This window comes from Pseudomonas sp. MCal1, from assembly GCF_026341415.1.
GTDB lineage: Bacteria > Pseudomonadota > Gammaproteobacteria > Pseudomonadales > Pseudomonadaceae > Aquipseudomonas.
Genome location: NZ_JAKUMP010000025.1, coordinates 1 through 24,515, shown reverse-complemented (window position 1 = coordinate 24,515; position 24,515 = coordinate 1). Strand labels below are relative to the sequence as shown.

General features: G+C 62.1%; 23 protein-coding genes. 13 read left to right on the top strand and 10 right to left on the bottom strand.

Features of this window, described 5'->3' with window-relative positions; translation table 11 throughout:
* Positions 1-130 precede the first annotated feature (130 nt).
* The 6 genes from MKZ87_RS28360 to MKZ87_RS28335 all read left to right on the top strand — a co-directional run bounded on the left by MKZ87_RS28360 (position 131) and on the right by MKZ87_RS28335 (position 7,545).
* The gene (locus tag MKZ87_RS28360) at positions 131-2,254 is read left to right on the top strand and encodes a TonB-dependent receptor plug domain-containing protein (protein WP_085697035.1); all 2,124 of its coding nucleotides are present in this window, start codon (positions 131-133) and stop codon (positions 2,252-2,254) included.
* A complete protein-coding gene (locus MKZ87_RS28355; RefSeq protein WP_266202208.1) occupies positions 2,255-3,187 on the top strand; it encodes an ABC transporter substrate-binding protein in 933 nt (310 codons plus the stop codon).
* A complete protein-coding gene (locus MKZ87_RS28350; RefSeq protein WP_085697037.1) occupies positions 3,184-5,085 on the top strand; it encodes an ATP-binding protein in 1,902 nt (633 codons plus the stop codon). The genes MKZ87_RS28355 and MKZ87_RS28350 overlap by 4 nt, the downstream gene beginning before the upstream one ends.
* A 247-nt stretch (positions 5,086-5,332) precedes the next feature.
* Positions 5,333-5,848, top strand: a complete 516-nt coding sequence (gene fabA / locus MKZ87_RS28345; RefSeq protein ID WP_085697038.1) for a 3-hydroxyacyl-[acyl-carrier-protein] dehydratase FabA — start codon at positions 5,333-5,335, stop codon at positions 5,846-5,848.
* A gap of 11 nt (positions 5,849-5,859) precedes the next feature.
* On the top strand, positions 5,860-7,080 hold the full coding sequence (gene fabB, locus MKZ87_RS28340) for a beta-ketoacyl-ACP synthase I (protein ID WP_085697039.1): 1,221 nt from the start codon (positions 5,860-5,862) through the stop codon (positions 7,078-7,080).
* A 276-nt stretch (positions 7,081-7,356) separates the two neighbouring features.
* On the top strand, positions 7,357-7,545 hold the full coding sequence (locus MKZ87_RS28335; RefSeq protein WP_007957795.1) for a hypothetical protein: 189 nt from the start codon (positions 7,357-7,359) through the stop codon (positions 7,543-7,545).
* Positions 7,546-7,642: 97 nt separating this feature from the next.
* Here MKZ87_RS28335 and MKZ87_RS28330 read toward each other — a convergent pair whose 3' ends face one another.
* From MKZ87_RS28330 to MKZ87_RS28300, 7 genes are all read right to left on the bottom strand, one after another.
* Positions 7,643-8,185, bottom strand: a complete 543-nt coding sequence (locus tag MKZ87_RS28330; protein WP_085704785.1) for a DUF2058 domain-containing protein — start codon at positions 8,183-8,185, stop codon at positions 7,643-7,645.
* 26 nt (positions 8,186-8,211) lie between these two features.
* Positions 8,212-9,045 carry a nucleoside triphosphate pyrophosphohydrolase gene (mazG, locus tag MKZ87_RS28325; RefSeq protein ID WP_085704815.1) on the bottom strand — a complete coding sequence of 278 codons (834 nt, stop codon included), beginning with the start codon at positions 9,043-9,045 and terminating at the stop codon, positions 8,212-8,214.
* A 5-nt stretch (positions 9,046-9,050) separates the two neighbouring features.
* Positions 9,051-11,294, bottom strand: a complete 2,244-nt coding sequence (gene relA, locus MKZ87_RS28320; protein WP_085697041.1) for a GTP diphosphokinase — start codon at positions 11,292-11,294, stop codon at positions 9,051-9,053.
* Between the two features lie 88 nt (positions 11,295-11,382).
* Positions 11,383-12,768, bottom strand: a complete 1,386-nt coding sequence (gene rlmD, locus MKZ87_RS28315) for a 23S rRNA (uracil(1939)-C(5))-methyltransferase RlmD (protein ID WP_085704787.1) — start codon at positions 12,766-12,768, stop codon at positions 11,383-11,385.
* A complete protein-coding gene (cysM, locus tag MKZ87_RS28310; RefSeq protein ID WP_085704789.1) occupies positions 12,768-13,670 on the bottom strand; it encodes a cysteine synthase CysM in 903 nt (300 codons plus the stop codon). Before cysM ends, rlmD begins: the two co-directional genes overlap by 1 nt.
* Before the next feature lie 141 nt (positions 13,671-13,811).
* Complete coding sequence (locus tag MKZ87_RS28305; RefSeq protein WP_085704791.1) at positions 13,812-15,236, bottom strand: sensor histidine kinase; 1,425 nt, start codon at positions 15,234-15,236, stop codon at positions 13,812-13,814.
* Entirely contained in the window at positions 15,223-15,945 is a 723-nt protein-coding gene (locus tag MKZ87_RS28300; protein ID WP_085704793.1) for a response regulator transcription factor, read from the bottom strand. Before MKZ87_RS28300 ends, MKZ87_RS28305 begins: the two co-directional genes overlap by 14 nt.
* Before the next feature lie 216 nt (positions 15,946-16,161).
* Here MKZ87_RS28300 and MKZ87_RS28295 point away from each other — a divergent pair, with 216 nt between their 5' ends.
* Positions 16,162-18,915, top strand: coding sequence for a response regulator (locus MKZ87_RS28295; RefSeq protein WP_085697232.1), 2,754 nt, complete (start codon positions 16,162-16,164; stop codon positions 18,913-18,915).
* 83 nt (positions 18,916-18,998) lie between these two features.
* Positions 18,999-19,988 (top strand): 2-hydroxyacid dehydrogenase, encoded by a 990-nt coding sequence (locus MKZ87_RS28290; protein ID WP_085704795.1) that lies wholly within the window; start codon positions 18,999-19,001, stop codon positions 19,986-19,988.
* A gap of 10 nt (positions 19,989-19,998) precedes the next feature.
* Here the strand turns inward: MKZ87_RS28290 and MKZ87_RS28285 are convergent, their stop codons facing one another.
* Positions 19,999-20,439, bottom strand: a complete 441-nt coding sequence (locus MKZ87_RS28285) for a hypothetical protein (RefSeq protein ID WP_085704797.1) — start codon at positions 20,437-20,439, stop codon at positions 19,999-20,001.
* Positions 20,440-20,572: 133 nt separating this feature from the next.
* Between MKZ87_RS28285 and MKZ87_RS28280 the strand changes: the two genes are divergently transcribed.
* A complete protein-coding gene (locus MKZ87_RS28280; RefSeq protein WP_085704799.1) occupies positions 20,573-21,007 on the top strand; it encodes a hypothetical protein in 435 nt (144 codons plus the stop codon).
* The gene (locus tag MKZ87_RS28275) at positions 21,007-21,411 is read left to right on the top strand and encodes an META domain-containing protein (protein ID WP_039772881.1); all 405 of its coding nucleotides are present in this window, start codon (positions 21,007-21,009) and stop codon (positions 21,409-21,411) included. Before MKZ87_RS28280 ends, MKZ87_RS28275 begins: the two co-directional genes overlap by 1 nt.
* A gap of 156 nt (positions 21,412-21,567) precedes the next feature.
* On the opposite strand, the gene MKZ87_RS28270 is transcribed toward MKZ87_RS28275, so the two are convergent.
* Positions 21,568-22,035, bottom strand: a complete 468-nt coding sequence (locus MKZ87_RS28270; protein ID WP_085704801.1) for a TlpA disulfide reductase family protein — start codon at positions 22,033-22,035, stop codon at positions 21,568-21,570.
* A gap of 114 nt (positions 22,036-22,149) precedes the next feature.
* Here MKZ87_RS28270 and arsC point away from each other — a divergent pair, with 114 nt between their 5' ends.
* The 3 genes from arsC to MKZ87_RS28255 are packed head-to-tail and all read left to right on the top strand — an operon-like array spanning position 22,150 to position 23,523.
* A complete protein-coding gene (arsC, locus tag MKZ87_RS28265; protein ID WP_085704803.1) occupies positions 22,150-22,503 on the top strand; it encodes an arsenate reductase (glutaredoxin) in 354 nt (117 codons plus the stop codon).
* Entirely contained in the window at positions 22,500-23,096 is a 597-nt protein-coding gene (wrbA, locus tag MKZ87_RS28260; protein ID WP_085683574.1) for an NAD(P)H:quinone oxidoreductase, read from the top strand. Before arsC ends, wrbA begins: the two co-directional genes overlap by 4 nt.
* Before the next feature lies 1 nt (position 23,097).
* Entirely contained in the window at positions 23,098-23,523 is a 426-nt protein-coding gene (locus MKZ87_RS28255; protein WP_085704805.1) for a DUF2069 domain-containing protein, read from the top strand.
* A 129-nt stretch (positions 23,524-23,652) separates the two neighbouring features.
* Here the strand turns inward: MKZ87_RS28255 and MKZ87_RS28250 are convergent, their stop codons facing one another.
* Entirely contained in the window at positions 23,653-24,327 is a 675-nt protein-coding gene (locus MKZ87_RS28250) for a DNA-3-methyladenine glycosylase I (RefSeq protein ID WP_085704807.1), read from the bottom strand.
* Positions 24,328-24,515 lie beyond the last annotated feature (188 nt).

Here is a 24,515-nt window from a genome sequence, read left to right as displayed (position 1 = left end):
CCCCGGCGTCAATTACCCGCACTTATAGGAAGAAGACCAATAAAACCGAGGAAAATGCCTGCAACGTGACTGGAAAAGTCGTCGCCCTCGGTTAACATGCGCGCCAATTCTCTGCCATCAAGGCTGCGTCGTGTTTTCTGGCCCCCCTTCACCGCGTTCGTCCCTGCTGCTGGCGCTGCTGTTCAGCCCGGTGCTGTTGGCGGATGACCTGTTTGTCGACAGTGAGGCCTTGCCACAGATCCTGACCGCCACCCGCCTGAAGCAGTCGCCGGCGGAAGTCCCGGGCAGCATGACGGTGCTCGACAGCGAACTGATCAGCGCCAGCGGCGCCCGGGACATCAGCGAACTGCTGCGCCTGGTGCCGGGGATGATGGTCGGCAGCATCAGCGGCAATCAGGCCGTGGTGAATTATCACGGAACCAACGCCACTGAAGCCCGCCGCATGCAGGTGCTGATCGACGGCCGCTCGGTGTATCGCGCCGGACTCGCGACCGTGGACTGGAGCGACATCCCGGTGGCCATGGAAGACATCGAGCGGATCGAAGTCTTTCGCGGCCCGAACACCGTCAGCTACGGCGCCAATGCGCTGATGGCGGTGGTCAACATCATCACCCGCAACCCGGCGGACAGCCACGGCACGCGGCTGAAGCTGACACGCGGCCAGCGCGGCATCAACGACTTCTATGCCAGCCAGAGCACCGGCTGGAATGGCGGCGATCTGCGTCTGTCGCTGTCCGGTCTGGAAGACGACGGTTTTGACAGCGATCGCACCGGCGCCGATTACCGCGACAACCGCCGCTTGAACCGCTTAAGCCTCGCGGTCAGCCAGACCCTGGGCGACAACCAGAGCCTGGACTGGCAGGTCAACGCCAAGGACGGGACCAATCAGCGGCCTTATACCTACCGACCGGTGTTCTCCGGGATTACCGCTGCCGGGAACAATTCCGACGTGGTTGCCAAGGACTACGCCGGCTCGGTGCGCTGGAATCTCGACCTCAATCCCGATCACAGCCTTTACGTGCAAGGTTCTGCGCAACACTGGGACCGTCAGCAGACCTGGCGTGCCTGTGACGCCGAAGTGTCGTTCAGCCCGCAATTGACGGAGCTGTGGCAACTCAACCCGAACTACACCGAACGCCTGGCGCGCAACATGACGCTGTTCACCGGCCCCGGCGCACCCGCCGGCACACCGCAGGAAATGGCCCTGGCCAATCAGGTGCTGGACCAGTGGCGCAACGGCGCGCGCCAGACCCTGTGCGGCGACATCGACCAGAGTGCCCGGGAATCGCGTTACGACCTGGAATTGCAGGACACCCTCAGCCTGTCCGACAGCCTGCGTCTGGTCAGCGGCCTGAACTATCGTTACGACCGGGCCGATTCCGAGACCTATTTCAACGGCACGCTCGACGACACCACTTGGCGCGCCTTCGGCCAACTGGAATGGCGCGCCAGCGAACACTGGCTGTTGCAGGGCGGCGCCATGTTCGAAGACACGCAATTGATCGGCAGTTCGCTGACGCCCCGGTTTGCGGTCAACTACCTGTTCAACCCGCGACACAGCCTGCGCGCGGTGTATTCGGAAGCCATCCGCTCGCCGGACATGTTCGAGAACAACGTCAACTGGAGTTATCAGGTGACCAACCTGCGGCCCGCCGCCTATGGCCAGTCTTCGGCCCGCTACTTCGTCAAGACCCGGGGCCCCGGTGATCTGGACCAGGAACACATGCGCTCGCGGGAACTGGGCTACAACGGCTATTTCCCGGAGTGGGGGCTGGCGCTGGACGTGAAGCTGTTCTACGACGAAATCACCGGGATGATCAGCGAGCCGCTGCGCAACAATCAGTACATCGCCAGCAACGCCAACGATTCGCGCTTTCGCGGCACCGAAACGCAAATGGACTGGCGCCTGAGTGCGGCCGACCGCTTGCGCCTGACGTATGCCTTCGTCGACGCCGAGGCGAGCAATCCGCTGGATCAGCAATTCACCGCGCGCAACAGCGGCTCGGCGGGCTGGCTGCGCGATTGGGGCCAGGGCTGGAACAGCGCCCTCTTCTACTATGCTGACAACGCGCTCAACGGTTACCGTTTCGAGCGGGTCGACACGCGCATCGCCAAACGCATCGCCTTGGGCAAGGCCCAACTGCAACTGGCCGGTGTGCTGCAACAACGCCTGGACCATGAGCCGACCACCTTCGTCGATAACAATTACGACGAACGCCGGGTGGTGTATTTCAGCGCCGAGCTGGAGTTCTAGATGCGTTACGCCATGTCACGGAAGATGCCAACGCTCGGCCAATGGCTGGCCGGGCTTTGTCTGTTCCTGACAGCGTGGCTGCATGGCGTGGCGGTGCAGGCGGCCGATATTCTGCTGACCGGCGCCGAGGAAAGCCCCGGCGTGCAATCGTTCGTCCAGGCCCTGAGCGAACTGCGCCCCACCGACCGCGTGCATTTCCAGCCACTGGCGAGCCTGCCGGCGCCGGGCAAGTTGCCGTCGAGTCTGCGCCTGATTCTGCTCGATTTGCCGAGCCTCGATTGGCGCATGCAGGAAAGCCAGGGCCCGGCGACTCTGGTCCTGCGCATCAGCCGCTTGCAGGCCCGGCAACGCTTCGGCGACATGCAGCCACCCCACTTGAGCCTGCTGTGGGCCGATCCGCCGCTGAGTCGTCAGTTGCAACTGATCCGCCGGATTCTGCCCCAGGCCGGGCGCGTCGGCGTGCTGTTCGATCAGCACAGCGAGTTCCTGCTCAAGGAGCTGCAATCGGCGGCCCAGCCGCTGAATCTGCAAATCGTCCCGCAGCGCTGGGACAACACCCACGACAGCCGCCCCTTGCAGACTGTGCTGAAAAACAGCGACGTGTTGCTGGGCCTTGACGACCCTGACCTGTACAACCCGAAAACCGCGAAGAACCTGTTGCTCAGCAGTTACTCTCGGCAACTGGCGCTGGTCGGGCCGAATGTCGCTTTCGTCCGTGCCGGCAGCCTGGCCAGTACCTACAGCGATCAGAACGACTGGCTGGCAGTCCTCGACGAGTTGCTGGACCGGCCACCGGCCACCTGGCCGCGCACGCTCTACCCCGAGCGTTTTAAAGTCTCAAGTAATGCGCAGGTGGCTCGTTCCCTAGGGATAGAACCGATCAATGAAGCGTCTGTCGCCGCAGAGCTGGCCGAAGGAGAGCGCCGCCCATGATTTTCCGCCGTTGGGACATCAACACCCGCACCCAGTTGATCAGCCTGGGCCCTGCGCTGTTGCTGACCTTGCTGCTGATCAGCTTTTTCACCTTCGTGCGCATTCAGGATTTGCGTCAGGAGCTGAACCACACCGGCCAACTGATCGCCAACCAACTCGCACCCGCCACCGAATACGGGGTGATTTCCGGCAACAACGAGGTGCTGGAAAGCCTGCTCAAGGCCACGCTGGCCACGCCGAATGTGCGATTTCTGGAAGTGCAGGACAGCGCCAACCGGATTCTGGCCTACGTCGAACAGCCGGCGGATGCGCACAACCGCCCGCATCAGGTCGAAGTGTTCCAGGCGCCGGTGCGGCTGCAACGCATCGCCCTGCACAACGATTTCTTTCAGGACGGCAAAAGCAGCCCCGGCGTGGCCAGCGAGGATTATCTGGGCCGGGTGATCGTCGGTCTGTCCAACGACGCCTTCAGTCAGCGCCAACAGGAAATTTTGCTCAAGGCCGCAATTCTGGCGTTGTTCGCCCTGCTGTTCACGTTTGTTCTGGCGCGGCGACTGGCCGGAAGCCTGTCGCAGCCGATCCGTGATATCGGCAATGCGGTCAAGGCAATTCAGGACGGCGACTACAAAACCCCGCTGCCGATTGTCGATGACACCGAGCTGGGCGCCCTTTCGCAACACATCAACAATCTGGCCCAGGCGCTGGAACAGGCCAGCCGCGAGCAGCATCAGGCGATGGCGCAACTGATCCAGACCCGCGAGGAGGCGGAAAAGGCCAACAACGCCAAATCGGATTTCCTGGCGATGATGAGCCATGAACTGCGCACCCCGATGAACGGCGTGCTGGGCATGCTGCAATTGCTCGAAACCACCGAAATGACCGAGGAACAGGTCGAGTACGCGGCGCTGGCTTCCGAGTCCACCGAGCATTTGCTCAAGGTGATCAACGACATTCTGGATTTCTCGCGCATCGAGCGTTCGGAACTGGAACTGGAGCACATTCCGTTCAACCTCGCCGACCTGATCGGCGCCTGCGCCCAGTCGTTCCAGCACAGCGCCGCACAACGCGGGCTGGCCCTGGAACTGCGAATCCCCGAAGACATGCGCGACTTGCAGGTACAAGGCGATCCGACACGAATCCGGCAGATTCTGGTCAACCTGGTCGGCAATGCCTTGAAGTTCACCGAACAGGGGCGCGTCAGCATCGAGGCGCAGTGGCAGTCGCTGGATCACGAATTGCTGTGGTTCACCTGCGCGGTGCGTGACAGCGGCATCGGCATTTCGCCGCAGAGCCTGGAACTGATGTTCAACGCGTTCCAGCAGGCCGACAGTTCGATTTCCCGTCGTTATGGCGGCACCGGCCTGGGCCTGCCGATTGCCCGCACTCTCGCCGAGCGGATGGGCGGCACCTTGCGCGCCCAGAGTGAAGAAGGTCGCGGATCGGTATTCACCCTGGAAATTCCTCTGGCTTTATATAAGCAGGCACTCCCTGCGCTGGCGGCACCGCGCACGCTGAACGGCGACGGTCACGGCGAAGGGCGCAATGTGCTGCTGGTCGAGGACAACCCGGTCAACCAGACGGTGATCGAAGCGATGTTGCGCAGCCTGGGCTTTACCGTCAGCGTCGCCACCGACGGCGTGCAGGCGGTGCGCAGTGCCGGCGACAGCCGTTTCGAGGCGATCCTGATGGATTGCCGCTTGCCGCTCATCGACGGTTACGAGGCAACCCGACAGATCCGCCGCCTGCCCGGCTGCGGCCATGTGCCCATCATCGCCCTCACCGCCAATGCGTTGCAGGGCGATCGGGAAAACTGCCTGTCGGCGGGCATGAACGATTACCTGGCCAAGCCATTCAAACGCAATGATCTGCAGCAGATTCTGCAGCGCTGGGTGCAGTGACTGGGCCCTTTCGAGCATCTGCGACTGGCGTGAAAAGCGAAAGTGCGGCAGTCTTAGGCACCCTGACGAGCCTCAAAAGGGGCTTGAATAAAAATTTCAGTGCACAAGTGTACATTCATGTCCTTGGTGCTGTGACTTTCACTACAACGCAATAGTCTATGAGTAGGCTGCCGGTACGAGGCATGAACGCATCGATCGGCCGGGAAGATTTGCCCCACCTGCCGCATGGGATTATTGAGGAGCTCGCATGACCAAACAAAACGCCTTTACTCGGGAAGACCTGCTGCGCTGCAGTCGCGGTGAGCTGTTCGGCCCAGGTAACGCGCAACTGCCCGCCCCGAACATGCTGATGGTGGATCGCATCACCCTGATCAGCGAAGAAGGCGGCAAGTACGGCAAAGGTGAATTGGTCGCCGAGCTGGATATCCACCCTGACCTGTGGTTCTTCGCGTGCCACTTCGAAGGCGATCCGGTGATGCCGGGCTGCCTGGGTCTGGACGCCATGTGGCAACTGGTCGGTTTCTTCCTGGGCTGGCAAGGCCTGCCGGGCCGTGGCCGTGCGCTGGGTTCGGGCGAAGTGAAATTCTTCGGCCAGGTCCTGCCGACCGCCAAGAAAGTTACTTACAACATTCATATCAAGCGCGTCCTCAAGGGCAAGCTGAACCTGGCCATTGCCGACGGTTCGGTGACTGTCGACGGTCGCGAAATCTACACCGCCGAAGGCCTTCGCGTCGGCGTATTCACCTCCACTGACAACTTCTAAGGGTTATTCGCATGCGCCGCGTCGTTATCACTGGTCTGGGCATCGTTTCTTGCCTGGGCAATGACAAAGAGACCGTCTCCGCTAACCTGCGTGCAAGCCGCCCTGGCATCCGGTTCAACCCGGAATACGCCGAAATGGGTCTGCGTAGCCAGGTTTCCGGCTCCATCGACCTCAACCTTGAAGAGCTGATCGATCGCAAGATCTATCGCTTCGTCGGCCACGCAGCGGCTTACGCCTATCTGGCCATGAAAGACGCCATCGCTGACTCCGGTCTGACCGAAGAGCAGGTGTCCAACCCGCGTACCGGCCTGATCGCAGGTTCCGGCGGCGCGTCGACCCTGAACCAGATGGAAGCGCTGGACATCCTGCGCGAGAAAGGCGTCAAGCGCGTCGGCCCATACCGTGTAACGCGGACCATGAGCAGCACCGTTTCGGCTTGCCTGGCCACGCCATTCAAGATCAAGGGCCTGAACTACTCCATCGCCTCTGCCTGCGCCACCAGTGCTCACTGCATCGGTACCGCCATGGAACAGATCCAGATGGGCAAGCAGGACATCGTGTTCGCCGGTGGCGGTGAAGAAGAGCACTGGAGCCAGTCGTTCCTGTTCGACGCAATGGGCGCCCTGTCCAGCAAGCGTAACGACACTCCGGAAAAAGCCTCCCGCGCCTACGACGCCGACCGTGACGGTTTCGTCATCGCCGGCGGTGGCGGCATGGTCGTGGTTGAAGAGCTGGAACACGCTCTGGCCCGTGGCGCGAAGATCTACGCGGAAATCGTTGGCTACGGCGCGACGTCCGACGGCTACGACATGGTGGCTCCGAGCGGCGAAGGCGCCATCCGCTGCATGCAGCAGGCGTTGTCCACCGTCGACACCCCGATCGACTACCTGAACACCCACGGTACTTCGACTCCGGTCGGCGACATCGCGGAAATGAAAGGTGTGCGTGAAGTGTTCGGCGACAAGGCCCCGGCCATCAGCTCCACCAAGAGCCTGTCGGGTCACTCCCTGGGCGCCGCCGGCGTTCACGAAGCGATCTACTGCATGCTGATGATGGAAGGCAACTTCATCGCCGGTTCCGCCAACATCGACGAACTGGACCCTGAAGTGGCCGATCTGCCGGTGCTGACCAAGACCCGCGAGAACGCCACCATCAACACCGTGATGAGCAACAGCTTCGGCTTCGGTGGCACCAATGCCACCCTCGTGCTGAAGCGCTGGGAAGGCAAGTAATTCCCTCTCGCTGAGCCGCACACGAAAACGCCCCGACTGGTTCGGGGCGTTTTTTTTCGCCTGGAGAAAGGCATTTTCAGCGGCGCCAAGATGAAACGTTTGTCATGCAGCTTACCGCCCTGCGACTGAATGTCGCGGTTTATGCGGGCTCCAGCGCTGTTGCAGATTTCGCAAAAATAGATTGCACAAATCAGGCGTTTACTTAGCAGGCTAACAAATTTTATAAAAGAGCCCTGCACACGCCTTGTTGCAGATAACAGAGATTGGAGCTAGCAGATGACTGTAAAAGTAACTGAACGCGACGATTCACACATGTCCCATGAAGGCGTAGCTGCCGGCGTACGGATCTGGGATGTGCACCAACAAGACTTGCTGGTCGGCATGTTCCACAACGAGATCGACGCCCACAACTACAAGGCCGAACTGGAACTGCAAGAACGCCAGCGGGATCTGAAATCCGCCTGAATCAAAACCACAGCATTGAAAACGACAAACCCCGCGATGAGCGGGGTTTGTCGTTGCTGGGTGCTTCAAGGGCGCTTCGCAGCCCGGTGAAACCCGCTTACCACATCAGATCATCCGGGATCACATAGGCCGCGTACGGATCGTCCTCGGCATTGACCTCTTCGACCTTCTCGTTGAGCTGCACGATGCGCTGTGGATCGCGCTCCTGAATCTTCAGGGCCGCCTCACGAGGAATCACTTCGTAGCCGCCGGCATGGTGCACGATCGCCAGCGAACCGCTGCTGAGCTTGTTGCGCATCAGCGTGTTGACGGAGATGCGCTTGACCTTCTTGTCGTCGACGAAGTTGTAGTAGTCCTCGGTGGTCAGCTTCGGCAGACGTGAGACTTCGATCAACTGCTTGACCTGCGCCGCACGGGCCTTGGCTTCAGCCTTCTCCTGCTGCTGACGGTTCAGCTCCTGGTCGCGCTTGACCTTCTCGGCCATGGCTTCCTGGGCTGCGCGCTGCTGGGAATCGTCCAGCTCGATCTGACCTTTGTGGGCCAGGCGCTGTTGCTTCTGTTTTTCCTTGCTGACCTGCTTGGCCTGCTTTTGGTTGACCAGACCTGCCTTGAGCAACTGGTCGCGAAGGGAAAGGCTCATTGATGCTTACTCACTTGGGCAACGGCTCAGCCGCAGCTGGGCAAATTCTTTTCCTGACGTTTGGCTTCGCCCCACAGGGCGTCCAACTCTTCGAGGGTGCAATCTTCCATGGGTCGGTGGGTGTCGCGCAATGCCTGTTCGATAAAACGGAAACGTCGCTCGAACTTGGCGTTGGCGCCACGCAATGCGGTTTCCGGATCGACCTTCAGATGCCGGGCCAGATTGACCACGGAAAACAGCAGGTCGCCGATCTCGTCGGCCACCGCTTGCGGGTCATTCTCGGACATGGCTTCGAGCACTTCATCAAGCTCTTCACGGACCTTGTCCAGCACCGGCAACGCATCCGGCCAGTCGAAACCGACCTGCCCTGCGCGCTTCTGCAACTTGGCCGAGCGGGACAACGCCGGCAACGCGGCCGGCACATCGTCGAGCAGTGACAGTTGCTGCGGCTCGGCGGATTTCTCGGCGCGCTCTTCGGCCTTGATCTCCTCCCAGCGCTGCTTGACCTGCTCTTCGCTCAGACGTGGCACATCCAGCGGCGCATACAGGTCACCGGTGGGGAATACGTGCGGGTGACGACGAATCAACTTGCGGGTGATGCTGTCAACCACGCCGGCGAATTCGAACCGCCCCTCTTCCCGCGCCAGCTGGCTGTAATACACCACCTGAAACAGCAGATCGCCCAACTCGCCCTGCAAGTGGTCGAAGTCGCCGCGCTCGATGGCGTCAGCGACTTCGTAGGCCTCTTCAAGGGTATGCGGGACGATGGTCGCGTAAGTCTGCTTGATGTCCCACGGGCAACCGTACTGCGGATCCCGCAGCCGGTTCATCAGGTGCAACAGGTCTTCAAGGCTGTAGATCGGTTTCATGGAGTCCGGTTACGCCGCGTTTCGATGATGTTCGGCAACTGGGAAATCCGCCCCAGCAGCCGTCCCAGCGCGTCCAGCCCCGGAATCTCGATGGTCAGGGACATCAGCGCGGTGTTGTCCTCCTTGTTCGAGCGGGTGTTGACCGCCAGCACGTTGATCCGCTCGTTGAGCAGCACCTGCGAAACGTCACGCAGCAGACCGGAACGGTCGTAGGCGCGGATGACGATGTCCACCGGATAGGTGAGCACCGGCACCGGCCCCCAGCTGACCTGGATGATCCGCTCCGGCTCGCGCCCGGCCAGTTGCAGCACCGAGGCGCAGTCCTGACGGTGAATGCTCACGCCACGGCCCTGGGTGATGTAGCCGACGATCGCATCGCCCGGCAACGGCTGGCAGCAGCCGGCCATCTGGGTCATCAGGTTGCCGACACCCTGGATCTGAATGTCGCCGCGCTTGCCCGGTTTGTAGCCGGTGGCCTTGCGTGGAATCAGTTCCAGCTGTTCGTTGCCGCGTTCCGGCTCGACCAGTTGCTGTGCCAGATTGACCAGTTGCGCCAGACGCAGGTCGCCGGCCCCGAGGGCGGCGAACATGTCTTCGGCGGTTTTCATGTTGGCCTTGTCGGCCAGCTTGTCGAAATCCACCGCCGGCAGGCCAAGACGATTGAGCTCGCGCTCGAGCAGGGTCTTGCCCGCCGCGACGTTCTGATCGCGTGCCTGCAACTTGAACCAGTGCACGATCTTCGCCCGCGCCCGCGACGTGGTGACGTAACCGAGGTTCGGGTTCAGCCAGTCGCGGCTCGGCGTACCGTGCTTGCTGGTGATGATCTCGACCTGCTCGCCGGTCTGCAGGCTGTAGTTGAGCGGCACGATGCGCCCGTTGATCTTCGCGCCACGGCAGTTGTGACCGATTTCGGTGTGCACGCGGTAGGCGAAGTCCAGCGGCGTCGCGCCTTTCGGCAGGTCGATGGCGTGACCGTCGGGGGTGAAGATGTAGACCCGATCCGGCTCGATATCGACCCGCAACTGTTCGGCCAGACCACCGATGTCGCCCAGCTCTTCGTGCCACTCGAGGACCTGACGCAGCCAGGAGATTTTCTCTTCGTAATGGTTCGAGCCGGACTTGACGTCGGTGCCCTTGTAGCGCCAGTGCGCGCAGACGCCGAGTTCGGCCTCTTCGTGCATCGAATGGGTCCGGATCTGGACTTCCAGCACCTTGCCTTCCGGGCCGATCACCGCCGTGTGCAGCGAGCGGTAGCCGTTTTCTTTCGGGTTGGCGATGTAGTCGTCGAACTCTTTCGGGATGTGCCGCCACAGGGTGTGGACGATGCCGAGCGCGGTGTAGCAGTCGCGCATTTCCGGCACCAGCACGCGGACCGCACGCACGTCGTAGATCTGGCTGAATTCCAGACCCTTGCGCTGCATTTTGCGCCAGATCGAATAGATGTGTTTCGCCCGGCCGCTGATGTCGGCTTCGACGCCGGTGGCCTGCAATTCGTCCTTGAGCTGGGTCATCACGTCAGAGATGAAACGCTCACGATCCAGCCGCCGTTCGTGCAGCAGCTTGGCGATCTGTTTGTATTGATCGGGTTCCAGGTAACGGAAGGACAAGTCCTCCAGTTCCCATTTGATATGACCGATGCCGAGTCGATGCGCGAGCGGCGCATAGATGTCGAACACTTCCCGGGCGACCCGGTTACGTTTTTCGTCGTCGGCGGTTTTCACCGCGCGGATCGCGCAGGTACGTTCGGCGAGCTTGATCAGCGCGACGCGCACGTCGTCGACCATCGCCACCAGCATCTTGCGCAGGTTTTCCACCTGACCCTGGGTGCCCATCACCATCGACTGGCGCGGGCTGAGACTGGCGCTGATTGCGGCCATCCGCTGCACGCCGTCGATCAGCTTGGCGACCACCGGGCCGAAGCGCTGGCTGACCGCCGACAGCTCGATCTGGCCTTCGCGCACGCCACGGTAAAGCACCGCCGCGACCAGCGAATCCTGATCAAGCTTGAGGTCGGCGAGAATTTCCGCGATCTCAAGGCCCGTGCTGAAACTGCCGCTGCCTTCGGCCCAGAGATTCTTCGCCGCATTGGACTGTTGCTCGGCCTGGCGAGCGTACTCGCAGGCCTCTTTCAAGGCTTCGCGATCCAGTGCCAGATCGACACTGACCGCATGATCGAGCCAAGCCTCGAGATTGATACTGCCGTCAGTGTTGATCGGCTGGTGTGCTCTCACCTGTACCATCTTGCTTTACCTTCCCTACGACGCAGATTCAATGCGTCAAATCACTGACCTTCAATGCCCGTTCGCGCTCGCGGGGCCAATACGAGCGCTACGGACGACCAGTCGGATCAGACGAGCCATCCTGGCTCGCTTCAAATAACGCCATGGCCTCGACATGCGCCGTCTGAGGAAACATATCGAGAATCCCGGCACGTTTTAACCGGTAGCCCTGCTTGATCAATTCGATCGTATCGCGCGCCAGAGTTGCAGGGTTGCACGACACGTACACCAGCCGTTTGGCGCCCAGGGTCGCCAGCTTGCGCACCACCTCGAAAGCACCGTCGCGCGGTGGGTCCAAGAGTACCGCAGAAAAGCCGTTTCCGATCCACTGAGCATCGGTCAAAGGCTGGGATAAATCGGCCTGAAAAAACTTTGTGTTATGCAAATTGTTGCTAGCGGCATTTGCCGCCGCGCGATCGACCATCGTCTGCACGCCTTCGACCGCCACCACTTCACACGCGGCTTTCGCCAGCGGCAAAGCGAAATTGCCCAAACCGCAAAACAGATCGAGCACGCGTTCATCGCCTGTCGGTTTCAACCAGTCCAGCGCCTGGGCGACCATGCTCTCGTTGACACCGGCATTGACCTGAATGAAATCCCCCGGCCGGTAGGTCAGTTGCAGGTCCCATTGCTCCAGGCGATAGCCGAGCGACTGTGCCTCATCCACCGGCTGCGGTTCGCCTTCGCCATGCAGCCAGAGTTGCGCTTCGTGGAATGCGCAGAAATCCTTGAGGATCGTCAGGTCGGCGTCGGACAGCGGCGCCATGTGACGCAGCAGAACGGCCAGTGACGAGCCACTGAACAATTCGACATGCCCCAGCGCCTGAGGTTTGCTCAGGCGACGAAGCATCTCCGGCAAGCGGGTCATGATCGGCTGCAAGGGCTGTACCAGCACCGGGCATTCGCTGATCGCGACGATGTCCTGGCTGCCGGCGGCACGGAAACCGACTTCAAGCTTTTTGGCCTTGCTGTCCCAGCGCACGGCGATCCGGGCACGGCGACGGTAGCCGAATTCGGGACCGGTCAACGGCGCCGCCCACTCCTCCGGTTCGGCACCGGCGACTCGCGACAACTGCTCGGCGAGCATGCGCTGTTTGAGGGCAAGCTGTTCGTTATGGGGCAGATGCTGGACGCTGCAACCGCCGCAGCGTCCGGCGTGCTGGCAAGGTGCAGGACGACGCAATTCACTGGCACTGAACACGCGTTCGGTGCGCGCCTCGACCACTTTGCCGTGGGCGCCGAGCACCCGCGCTTCGACCTCTTCACCGGCGAGGGCGCCGAGGACGAACCAGGTTTTGCCTTCGAAAAACGCGATGCCGCGACCGTCATTGGCCAGGCGCTCGATGCTCAGGCGCTGCTTTTTGCCGGTCGGGATTTGCGGGGCCTTGCTGCCGCCGGTGGGCTGAAAGCGCAGGCCTCTCTCATGCCTGGCCATCAGTTGGGTGCGTCGAAAATGCCGGTCGACAGGTAACGGTCGCCACGGTCGCAGATGATCGCGACGATCACCGCGTTTTCAACTTCCCTGGACAGGCGCAACATCGCTGCTACCGCACCGCCCGAGGACACGCCACAGAAAATGCCTTCTTCACGGGCCAGACGACGGGTGACGTCCTCGGCTTCGCTTTGCGCCATGTCGACGATACGGTCGACGCGCTCGGCCTGATAGATCTTCGGCAGGTATTCCTGCGGCCAGCGGCGGATGCCGGGAATGGCCGAGCCTTCCATTGGTTGCAGGCCGACGATCTGTACGTTGTCGTTCTGCTCCTTGAGGTAGCGCGACACGCCCATGATGGTGCCGGTGGTGCCCATGGAGCTGACGAAATGGGTGATGGAGCCCTGGGTCTGACGCCAGATTTCCGGGCCGGTGGTGGTGTAGTGCGCTTCAGGATTGTCGCCGTTGGCGAACTGATCCAGCACCTTGCCACGGCCTTCGGCTTCCATCCGCTGGGCGAGATCGCGAGCGCCTTCCATGCCCTCTTCCTGACTGACCAGAATCAGCTCTGCGCCGTAAGCGGTCATCGCCGCTTTACGCTCGGCGCTGGAGTTGTCCGGCATGATCAGGATCATCTTGTAACCCTTGATCGCAGCGGCCATCGCCAGGGCAATCCCGGTGTTGCCCGAGGTCGCTTCGATCAGCGTATCGCCTTCATGGATCTGCCCGCGCAACTCGGCACGGGTGATCATCGACAATGCCGGACGATCCTTTACCGAACCCGCCGGGTTGTTCCCTTCGAGCTTGAGCAAAAGGGTGTTGCTGGTGACACCGGGCAGGCGCTGTAAACGCACCAGCGGCGTGTTGCCGACGCAATCGGCGATGGTTGGGTACTGCAAGGTCATGGCGTTTTTCGCAATCCGGACAGCGGGGGCGCCTATCATACCGGCAAACCTGCGCGTGCCATATCACGCAAAGTGTGGTGCTTATGGTTTCTTGGAATAAGCATTAAAAGTCTCGCCAGTGGTGAGACTTTCCTGTGCCGCTCACACAATCGGCGGGCGGGCCATGTCCATGGTGGGAGCTGGCTTGCCAGCAACGATGTCGGGACTGACAGCACTGTCATCCGCCATCAGCCGCAGATTCAAGCGTAATCCCGATGGGCCGTTCTCGGCCCACAGGGTTCCGCCCTGGCGTTGCACCGCGTTCCTCGCGATGCTCAGTCCCAGACCAAACCCGTCGTCCCCCGGCCGCGAGCCGTCGAGTCGGATGAACGGCGAGAAGATTCGCTCAAGATCAGCTTCGGCCACGCCGCCGCCCTCGTCCTCCAGCCACAGGTGCCAGTAATCGCCATCCCGCCGGCCGTCGAGCCGCACGATGCCGCCGGGTGGCGAATGGCGAATCGCATTGCGCAGAATGTTTTCAAGAGCCTGGGCCAGGCTGTTGAGATTGCCGCGCACCCAGCAGCAAGCGTCAACGCCGCACTGCAACTGCCCCACTGGCCAGCAGCTTTCGTAGCAGGCATTTTCCGTGAGCATTTCCCACAGCGCCTGAATCTGGATCGCTTCGTCCGGCAGCGGCGCGCGCTCGGTGTCGAGCCAGGCCAATTGCAGGGTGTCCTCGACCAGACGCTGCATCACGTCGACTTCGCGACCGATGCGCTCGCGCAACGGTTGCAGCTGCTGCTCGCTTTCGCTGGCGACGCGCAGCCGGCTCAGGGGGGTACGCAGTTCGTGGGACAGGTCGCGCAGCAGTTGCTGTTGCAGGGCCACGGTGGATTGCAGGCGTTCGGACATCGAGTCGAAGGCGCGGGCCAGTTCACCGAGTTCATCGGGGCGCTGGGTGATACCGCTCGACAGCCGCACATTCAGTTGATCGGCGCGCCACGCCTTGGCCTGCTCGCGCAGATTGTTCAGCGGCACCACCAGCAGACGATACAGACCGACGCACAGCAGCAGCGTAAACAGGCCGGGAATCACACCGTTGGTCATGACCCGCCAGAACACCCGGTATTTCCCCGGCAGGAATCGCTCGGGCAACTCGATCACCAGGCTGCCGGCAGTCGGATCCATGGGGAACGGAACCCGCAGCCACGGTCGGCCCTTTTTATGAATCGGCCAGTCAAGGCCTCGCAGGAAGGTCAGGCGCTGAAGTTCTTGAGCGCTCAACGGCTGGCTGCCCAGCGACTGCAGATTGCTGCCGATCACGCCGACCCAACCGGCTTCGCGCAGCTGCATGCCTTGCAGCCAGCTATCGATGCCATCGCGCTCGCCCTGCTGCCACGCGCGCTCGGCCTCGGCGGCATAACCGCTCAGGGTGCGACGGGCGTCGTCGGAGAGGAACTGATTGCGCTGCTCCATGTACCAGCCCCAGGACCAGCTCAGCCAGATCATCAGCAGACAGAACGCCACCAGCAGGCAGGCGAGTTTCCAGAACAGCGAGTGCCGGCCCGGCAGGTCAGACACTTTCATCGACGGCACTCAGGACGTAACCCTTGCCCCACACCGTGCGCACTTCCCGCTCGGTGTAACCGACCGATTTGAGTTTGCGGCGGATCTGGCTGATGTGCATGTCGAGGCTGCGGTCGTGGGCTGCGTAACCGCGCTGAAGAACGTGCTGGTAAAGGAAGGCCTTGCTCAGCACTTCCTCGTCGTTGCGGTCGAGGGTTTCCAGCAGGCGGTATTCGCTGCGGGTCAGTCCGGCGGGCTGATCGAGATAGAACACCTCGCACTGTTCATCGTCGAAACGCAGCCCGCCGACCGGCACCACCGGAGCCATGGCCGCCGGGCGACGGTCGAGGGCGACCCGGCGCAGAATCGCTTCGATCCGCACATGCAGCTCGGCCATGCTGAAGGGTTTGGGCAGATAGTCGTCGGCACCGAGGCGGAATCCGCTGATGCGGTCGGCTTCGGCACCGAGGGCTGACATCAGCAGCACCGGGGTGGAATGGCTCTGGCGCAGCTGGGTCAGGACATTCAATCCGTCGAGCCCCGGCAACAGAATATCCATCAACACCACATCGAACGGCTGACGCCGGGCGATGCTCAGGCCTTCGCTGCCGTTCTGGCACCAGGTGACCTGAAAGCCGCTGCGGCCCAGATGCTCATGGACATAGGCACCGAGAACGGGATCGTCTTCGATGGAAAGAATGCGGGGCTGGCCAATAGAGACAGGAGTCATGACTATCTGCAAATAATTCTCAGTTGGGCGATTATTCAAGATTGCCCGGCGCCCGGCAACCCAAGCTTGACCTGTCGGACAGATGACCACTGCTTGAGCGAAGGACGGCGACATCATTTTTCCCAAGATTGCCCGCAAGCAAATCGCTACACTGCGCCGATACCGCGTGCCGGACGCACGTGTGAGTCAACGATCAGCGGGATGCAGGAGAAAGGCGTGCTCAAGAAACTGGGAATCAAAGGTCGCGTATTGTTGCTGACCCTGTTGCCGACCAGCCTGATGGCACTGGTGCTGGGCGGGTATTTCACCTGGACGCAGCAGTCCGACCTGCAGACCCAACTGATGCAGCGCGGCGAAATGATCGCCGAGCAACTGGCGCCGCTGGTCGCACCGGCCATGGGCCACGGCGATGCCGAACTGCTCGAGCGCATCGCCACCCAGTCCCTCGAACAACCGGACGTGCGCGCCGTGACCTTCCTCGCGCCCGACCGCTCTCCCCTCGCCCACGCCGGCCCGACCATGCTCAACCAGGCGCCGAGCGGCGACAGCGCGCACTTGCTGCGACGCAGCGGCAACGACGCCACCCGCTATCTGCTGCCGGTCTTCGGCAAACACCGCAACCTCGCCGGCGAGCTGATCCCGGAAGAGTCCGACCGACTGCTCGGCTGGGTCGAACTGGAGCTGTCGCACAACGGCATGTTACTGCGCGGCTATCGAAGCCTGTTCGCCAGCCTGCTGCTGATCGGCGCGGGTCTGGCCGGCACCGCGTTACTGGCTTTGCGCATGGGCCGCACGATCAACCGCCCGCTGAGCCAGATCAAACAGGCCGTCGCGCAGCTCAAGGACGGTCACCTGGAAACCCGCCTGCCGCCGCTGGGCAGTCAGGAACTGGATGAACTGGCGTCCGGCATCAACCGCATGGCCGGCACCTTGCAAAACGCTCGCGAAGAATTGCAGCACAGCGTCGATCAGGCCACCGAAGACGTACGCCAGAACCTGGAAACCATCGAGATCCAGAACATCGAGCTGGACCTGGCCCGCAAGGAAGCACTGGAAGCGAGCCGGATCAAATCCGAATTCCTCGCCAACATGAGCCACGAGATCCGCACGCCGCTCAACGGCATTCTCGGTTTCACCCACCTGTTGCAGAAAAGCGAGCTGACCCCGCGCCAGCTCGACTATCTGGGCACCATCGAAAAGTCCGCCGACAGCCTGCTGGGGATCATCAACGAGATCCTCGATTTCTCGAAGATCGAGGCCGGCAAACTGGTGCTCGACCATATCCCGTTCAACCTGCGCGACCTGTTGCAGGACACCCTGACCATCCTCGCCCCTGCGGCCCACGCCAAGCAGCTGGAACTGGTGAGTCTGGTGTACCGCGACACGCCGTTGTCGCTGGTCGGCGATCCGCTGCGCCTCAAGCAGATCCTGACCAACCTTGTGAGCAACGCGATCAAGTTCACCCGCGAAGGCACCATCGTCGCCCGTGCCATGCTCGAAGAAGAAAACGACGACAGCGTGCAACTGCGCATCAGTATTCAGGACACCGGCATCGGTCTGTCGAGCCAGGACGTACGCGCACTGTTTCAGGCCTTCAGCCAGGCCGACAACTCCCTGTCGCGCCAACCTGGCGGCACCGGTCTGGGGCTGGTGATTTCCAAACGCCTGATCGAGCAAATGGGCGGCGAAATCGGCGTCGACAGCACGCCGGGCGAAGGCTCGGAGTTCTGGATCAGCCTGAACCTGCCCAAGACCCGCGACGACGCCGAAGACCTGCCCGTCGCGCCATTGCTCGGGCGTCGGGTGGCGGTACTGGAAAACCATGAACTGGCGCGTCAGGCCTTGCAGCATCAATTGGAGGATTGCGGCCTCGACGTCACGCCATTCAATACGCTGGAAAGCCTGACCAATGGCGTCACCGGTGCCCATCAGACCGATCAGTCCATCGATCTGGCAGTGCTCGGCATCACCAGCAACGACATGCCGCCGGAACGCCTCAACCAGCACATCTGGGACCTTGAACACCTCGGTTGTCGAGTGCTGGTGTTGTGCCCGACCACCGAACTGACGCTGTATCACCTTTCGGTGCCCAACCCTCACAGCCAGCTGCAGTCGAAACCGGCCTGCACCCGCAAACTGCGCCGGGCGTTGTCGGACATGGTCAACCCGCGCCAGCCGCGCAGCGAACCGGGCGAACCGTTGTCGAGCCGTGCGCCGAAAGTGCTGTGCGTCGACGACAACCCGGCCAACCTGTTGCTGGTGCAAACACTGCTCGAAGACATGGGTGCCAAGGTGCTGGCCGTGGAAAGCGGTTACGCCGCAGTCAAGGCGGTGCAGAACGAAACCTTCGATCTGGTGCTGATGGACGTGCAGATGCCCGGCATGGACGGACGCCAGAGCACCGAGACGATTCGCCAGTGGGAAAGCGAGCGGCACTGCACGCCGCTGCCGATCGTTGCCCTCACCGCCCACGCCATGGCCAATGAAAAACGTGCGCTGCTGCAAAGCGGCATGGACGACTACCTGACCAAGCCGATCAGCGAGCGGCAACTGGCGCAGGTCGTGCTGAAGTGGACCGGCCTGGCATTGCGTAATCAGGCGCCGGACCGTGGTGGCGAAAGTCTGCTGGGTAATCAGGAACTGCCGATTCTCGATCACGAAGAAGGCCTGCGTCTGGCTGCCGGCAAGGCCGATCTGGCAGCGGACATGCTGGCAATGCTGCTGGCCTCACTCGAGGCCGACCGCGAAGCCATCCGCACCGCCCGCGACAATCAGGACCAGAACGGCCTGCTTGAACGGGTACACCGCCTGCATGGCGCCACCCGTTACTGCGGCGTGCCGCAATTGCGCGCCGCCTGCCAACGCAGCGAAACCCTGCTCAAGCAGCAGGATCCCAAGGCCTCGACCGCGCTGGACGAGCTGGAACGGGCGATCAATCGTCTGGCGGCCCAGGCGAAGATCAGCGCCTGATCCACGGCAATGCCGGTCAACGCCGACGCGGCTAAAGTTGTCGCGGGTGATTTGCGCCCGCGTCGATGCTCCAGGAGGATTTCATGCGCACGATCGTTTTCAGCAGCCAGACCTATGACCGCGACAGCTTCCTCGCCGCCGACTGTCCGGCCGGTATCGAACTGCACTTTCAGCCGGCGCGGCTCAGTGTCGACACGGCGGCGCTGGCCGAACATCACGAGGTGGTCTGCGCGTTCATCAACGATGACCTGAGTGCGCCGGTGCTGGAACGCCTGGCTGCCGGCGGCACACGCCTGATCGCCTTGCGCTCGGCCGGCTACAACCATGTGGACCTGGCCGTCGCCAAACGCCTCGGGCTGGCCGTCGTGCGCGTGCCGGCCTACTCGCCCCACGCGGTGGCAGAGCATGCGGTGGCATTGATCCTCGCCCTCAACCGGCGCCTGCATCGCGCCTACAACCGCACCCGTGAAGGTGACTTCAGCCTGCACGGGCTCACCGGTTTCGATCTGGTGGGCAAAACGGTCGGCATCGTCGGCACCGGACAGATCGGCGCGACCTTCGCGAAGATCATGCACGGCTTCGGCTGCGAATTGCTGGCCTACGATCCTTATCCGAACCCTGACGTCGAAGCGTTGGGCGCCCGTTACCTGAGCCTGCCGGACCTGCTGGCGCAGTCGCGGATCATCAGCCTGCACTGCCCGCTCAACGAACAGAGCAAACACCTGATCAACCGCGATTCGCTGGCGCACATGCAACCGGGGGCGATGTTGATCAACACCGGGCGCGGCGGTCTGGTGGACACGCCGGCGCTGATCGACGCCTTGAAGGACGGCCAGCTCGGTTATCTGGGACTGGATGTGTACGAAGAGGAAGCGCAGCTGTTTTTCGAGGACCGTTCCGACCTGCCGCTACAGGACGACGTGTTGGCGCGGCTACTGACGTTCCCCAATGTGATCGTCACCGCACATCAGGCGTTTTTGACCCATGAGGCGCTGGGCGCGATTGCCGCGACCACTCTGCACAACATCGCGACCTGGGCGGCGGGTACGCCGCTGAACCAGGTCGAAGGCTGAGCGATCGGACTCAGACCGGAGGCGGCGTCGGGGTAATCGCCACGCACAGGATCAACAGCGCCAGCCAGCCGAACCCCAGTAAACGTTGTTTGAGGGAGTGCCCGCTGCGCAGCAGGAACCAGACAAACACCAGCGGCATCAGGAACGCCATGATCTTCAACCAGCCTTCCACCGGGCGCGAACCGTCCGGGTTCAGCCCCGCCTCGACCGGCTGCGAACGACGGCGGCGGCCTGCAGCAGCCGGCATTATCTTCGGCCGCTCGGGGGCCGGTGGCGGAACGTAGGCCTCGGGCACCGCCTTGTTGCGCGGCAGGCTGCCAAAGGAAATCGTCGACTTGCCCTTTTCGGCGTGAGGAGCCTGCGCCTCTGCCTGCGGAGCCCCGCAATGAATGCACGCCGTGGCTTCGGAGCTGATGCTCCGCTTGCATTCATAACATTCGATCAGCGCCATGTTCCGTTCCTTGAAAATGAAGGCGGCAGTTTGCCACGACTGCGGTGTCGATTTGAACCGGATCGAAGGTCGCACGCGCGCATCATTCTGCAATCAAGCCCGTGCTAGCATGTCGCGCATATTTGGAGGACCCATGGTCGAACACGATTTTCGCTACACCCTGATGAACCCGCAACACACCCTCACCGAATGCCGCGCCCTGGTTCCGGGCCGTTATCAGGTCACCGGCAACGGTGGCTCGATTCGCATCGGCGACGTGCTGGTCGTGACCCTCAAAGGCAGCAAGGACTTGTCCATGCGCCTGACCGTCGACACCGTCCGCCACCTGATCAATCCGCCAGGCCAATGGACTGCCATGACCACCGGCCCGGTGTTCGGTGAACTGGCGATCCACACCTGGCAGGTCAACTGCGACAGCTGCGCCAAGGAATTGAGCTTCGAATTCGCCGTGGACGCCAAGTTGGGCAAGCCTGCGGAAAAACCGGCCGCCACCGCACGCATCGCGGAACTGGGCTGGAAAGCCGTCGGCGACAAGCACCTGTGCCCGAACTGCCAGGAGCCGGCGTGATGAAACACCTGGCCCTGACCGCCGTTGTCGGCGCCGGCCTGATGGGTTGCGCCGCGGAGCCTGTGCAACTGCAACAGAACCGCAGCTACATTCTTGAATGGATCGGCGAGCGTCCGCTGATGGACTACAGCCACCTGACCGTGACCCTCGGCGATGATGGTCGGGCGTATGGCAATGGCGGCTGCAACCATTGGTTCGCGCCGTACACCCTGGAAGGCGACAAGCTGAGCTTCGGCAAGATCGGCAAGACCCGCAAACTCTGCGCACCGGCGCTGATGGAGCAGGAGCAGCGCTTCCTCCAGGCGCTGGAGCACGTGGAGCGCTGGGACATTTCGCCGATCGAGCAGATGCGCTTCTGGCCGGCTGAAGGCAAGCCGTTGCGCTGGTGGCTGGAAGAAGGCTGATCCTTCGACCATTCCCACGCGCAGCATTTGATCGTTCCCACGCTCTGCGTGGGTAACGCCGCCCAGGACGCTCCGCGTCCGCTGTGACGCAGAGCGTCACGGGATGCATTCCCCCGCGGAGCGCGGGAACGATCAGCGACGATCAGCCAAGGCGAATCAGTTGGTCGCCTGCAACGCCTCAAGCTTCGCCATCACTCCCGCCGCCGTCTGCTCGCCCATCAACTGCTCCCGCACCTTGCCCTTGTTGTCGATGATGTAAGTCACCGGCAAGGCTTCACTGCGCGGCAGTTCGAACAGTTCCGATGGATCCTGCGCCAGTACGGTGAACTTGATGCCCAGTTTTTCGCTGGCACTCTTCAGCTCTTCACCCTGCACGTTGTCGAAATTGACCCCGAACACGCCGATCTTCTTGCCCTTGAGTTCGTCGGCCAGGTGATTGAGTTCCGGGATTTCCGTGCGGCACGGGCCGCACCATTCGGCCCAGTAGTTGAGCACGATCCATTGTTTGTCGAGGCGCTCGGACGCCACTTTCTGCCCGTTCTGGTCGATGCCGTAGTCGTTACCGCAGCCCCCGAGCATCAACGCCCCGATGATCGTCAATGCCGCTGCCAGTGCCCGTGTCATGTCGTGTTCCTTGTGCAAAATTGAATGCGCCTGCGACCCATCGCCTCTCAAGGTTCTGGATTGCGCGCTGCACAGTTAGAATAGCCGCCACTCTACGCAAGAAGCGACCCGCCCATGACCGATCTGACGCTTTATCACAACCCGCGCTGCTCGAAATCCCGTGGTGCGCTCGAACTGCTCGAAGCCCGTGGCCTGACGCCGAACGTGGTGCGCTACCTCGAAACGCCGCTCGACGCCGCGCAGATCAAGACCTTGCTCGGCAAGCTGGGAATCAGCGCACGGCAACTGCTGCGCACCGGCGAAGACGAATACAAGACCCTGAACCTGGCCGATGCCAGTCTCACCGAGAAACAATTGATCGACGCGATCGCCGCACATCCGAAGCTGATGGAGCGACCGATTCTTGAAGCCGGCGACAAAGCCGTCATCGGCCGTCCACCGGAGCAGATCCTGGAGCTGCTGCCGTGAGTGCGCCGTACATTCTGGTTCTCTATTACAGCCGCAGCGGCTCGACCAACGAGATGGCCCGGCAAATCGCCCGTGGCGTCGAACAGGCCGGCCTCGAAGCGCGCCTGCGCACCGTGCCGGCGATCTCCACCGAGTGCGAAGCGGTGTCGCCGGACATTCCGGATGAAGGCGCGCTGTACGCCACGCTGGATGACCTGAAAAACTGTGCCGGCCTGGCCCTCGGCAGCCCGACCCGTTTCGGCAACATGGCCGCGCCGCTCAAGTATTTCCTCGATGGCACCAGCAACCTGTGGCTGACCGGCGCGCTGGTCGGCAAACCGGCCGGGGTGTTCACGTCCACAGCCAGCCTGCACGGCGGGCAGGAAACCACTCTGCTGTCGATGATGCTGCCGCTGCTGCACCACGGCATGCTGATCACCGGCCTGCCCTACAGCGAATCGGCGCTGCTGGAAACCCAGGGCGGCGGCACGCCTTACGGCGCCAGCCATCACGCCGGGGCCGATGGCAAAAGTGGTCTCGATCAACACGAAGTGGCGCTGTGCCGCGCCCTCGGTGCACGTCTGGCCAAAACGGCCCAGAAACTGGGGAACTGAGATGGCCAGAAAGCCGAAAGTCCTGCCGGCCGTCGAGTGGCTGGAGCCACGGGTGCGAGCAATGCGGGTGATCAGTCTGCTGTGCTTTTTCGCCCTGGCCGGACTGCTCGCCGCGTATTACCTGGTGTTCGCCGACCTGCACGGCGCGCGGCCGTGGGTGATTCTGCTGATCGAGCTGATCCCGTGGATCGTGCTTGCACCGGGCATGATCATGGGCAGCGCACGCGGGCACTCGTGGATGTGCTTTGTGGTGAATCTGTATTTCATCAAGGGCGCATTGGCGGCGTATGACCCGAGCCGGCAGTTGTTCGGCGTGCTGGAGATGATCGCCAGTCTGGCGGTGTTCTGCTCGGCGTTGCTGTTTGTGCGGTGGCGGTATCAGTTGAATCGCAAACTGGCGGGCGAAGGCGAAGTTTCCGTCGCCTGACAGACCGCTATCTCCGAGATCGTTCCCACGCTCTGCGTGGGAATGCCGCCCGGGACGCTCTGCGTCCCTGAGACGCGGAGCGTCTCTTTATGCATTCCCACGCGGAGCGTGGGAACGATCGCTTTGAACTCAATGATTGACGGTGTACGCCAGCATCATCGAAATCTGGCTCATCGGCCGTCCACCGCTCTCTTCATGCCACTGGTTGAATGCGTTCTGCACCGTCGCCAGATCCCGCAGACTGCTCGGCACCTTGTCGACGATCTTCTGTGCGTTCAACGCCGCCACAACGTCGTAGCTCGGCACGAAGGTATCCTTGCCGACCATCCGCAAGAAGCGTGGCGCCGACAGGCCGCCCAATTGACTGCCATGCTTTTTCAGGTACGTCCACAAACCGACGATGTCGGTCACCGGCCAGTCGGCGAGCAACGCACCGAAACTGCCCTTCTCTTTCTCGACGTCCAGAATGAACTGCGCATTGCGCGGCACGCTTTTGAGTTTGCCCAGGTGGCGGATGATCCGCGCGTCCTGCATCAAGCGCTCAAGGTGTTCGGCGCTCATCAGCACGACTTTTTCAGGGTCGAACTTGAAGAACACTTCTTCGAAGGCCGGCCATTTGGCGTCCACCAGGCTGTGCTTGAGCCCGGCGCGGAACACCCGCAGGGCCATGGTCGAGAGATAGCGGTCGTCGCTGATCTTGCGCAGTTGCGCCGGGGTCTTGGGAACAGGCAGATGGGCTTCCAGTTCAGCCGCCGAACCGAAGCGGTTCAGACAGTATTCGTGCAGCCACTTGTAGTCGCGCATGCCCTCTCCTTTTGATGAAACGAAAAACCAATGTGGGAGCGAGCTTGTTCCGGGTGGCGATCCGACGATTGCGGTGTGTCATCCAGTGTTGATGCCGGCTGACACGACGCTTTCGCGAGCAAGCTCGCTTGTATGCTGGTACTTGAAGGGAGGAGGAGGGACAAGGCTCGATTCTGACTGTTGGCGCA

What these genes read in the sequence shown, in the direction of transcription:
- MKZ87_RS28355 (WP_266202208.1), top strand. Translation starts at nt 2,255, where the DNA reads ATGCGTTACGCCATGTCACGGAAGATGCCAACGCTCGGCCAATGGCTG.
- MKZ87_RS28350 (WP_085697037.1), top strand. Translation starts at nt 3,184, where the DNA reads ATGATTTTCCGCCGTTGGGACATCAACACCCGCACCCAGTTGATCAGC.
- fabA (WP_085697038.1), top strand. Translation starts at nt 5,333, where the DNA reads ATGACCAAACAAAACGCCTTTACTCGGGAAGACCTGCTGCGCTGCAGT.
- fabB (WP_085697039.1), top strand. Translation starts at nt 5,860, where the DNA reads ATGCGCCGCGTCGTTATCACTGGTCTGGGCATCGTTTCTTGCCTGGGC.
- MKZ87_RS28335 (WP_007957795.1), top strand. Translation starts at nt 7,357, where the DNA reads ATGACTGTAAAAGTAACTGAACGCGACGATTCACACATGTCCCATGAA.
- MKZ87_RS28330 (WP_085704785.1), bottom strand. Translation starts at nt 8,185, where the DNA reads ATGAGCCTTTCCCTTCGCGACCAGTTGCTCAAGGCAGGTCTGGTCAAC.
- relA (WP_085697041.1), bottom strand. Translation starts at nt 11,294, where the DNA reads ATGGTACAGGTGAGAGCACACCAGCCGATCAACACTGACGGCAGTATC.
- rlmD (WP_085704787.1), bottom strand. Translation starts at nt 12,768, where the DNA reads ATGGCCAGGCATGAGAGAGGCCTGCGCTTTCAGCCCACCGGCGGCAGC.
- cysM (WP_085704789.1), bottom strand. Translation starts at nt 13,670, where the DNA reads ATGACCTTGCAGTACCCAACCATCGCCGATTGCGTCGGCAACACGCCG.
- MKZ87_RS28305 (WP_085704791.1), bottom strand. Translation starts at nt 15,236, where the DNA reads ATGAAAGTGTCTGACCTGCCGGGCCGGCACTCGCTGTTCTGGAAACTC.
- MKZ87_RS28300 (WP_085704793.1), bottom strand. Translation starts at nt 15,945, where the DNA reads ATGACTCCTGTCTCTATTGGCCAGCCCCGCATTCTTTCCATCGAAGAC.
- MKZ87_RS28290 (WP_085704795.1), top strand. Translation starts at nt 18,999, where the DNA reads ATGCGCACGATCGTTTTCAGCAGCCAGACCTATGACCGCGACAGCTTC.
- MKZ87_RS28285 (WP_085704797.1), bottom strand. Translation starts at nt 20,439, where the DNA reads ATGGCGCTGATCGAATGTTATGAATGCAAGCGGAGCATCAGCTCCGAA.
- MKZ87_RS28280 (WP_085704799.1), top strand. Translation starts at nt 20,573, where the DNA reads ATGGTCGAACACGATTTTCGCTACACCCTGATGAACCCGCAACACACC.
- MKZ87_RS28275 (WP_039772881.1), top strand. Translation starts at nt 21,007, where the DNA reads ATGAAACACCTGGCCCTGACCGCCGTTGTCGGCGCCGGCCTGATGGGT.
- MKZ87_RS28270 (WP_085704801.1), bottom strand. Translation starts at nt 22,035, where the DNA reads ATGACACGGGCACTGGCAGCGGCATTGACGATCATCGGGGCGTTGATG.
- arsC (WP_085704803.1), top strand. Translation starts at nt 22,150, where the DNA reads ATGACCGATCTGACGCTTTATCACAACCCGCGCTGCTCGAAATCCCGT.
- MKZ87_RS28255 (WP_085704805.1), top strand. Translation starts at nt 23,098, where the DNA reads ATGGCCAGAAAGCCGAAAGTCCTGCCGGCCGTCGAGTGGCTGGAGCCA.
- MKZ87_RS28250 (WP_085704807.1), bottom strand. Translation starts at nt 24,327, where the DNA reads ATGCGCGACTACAAGTGGCTGCACGAATACTGTCTGAACCGCTTCGGT.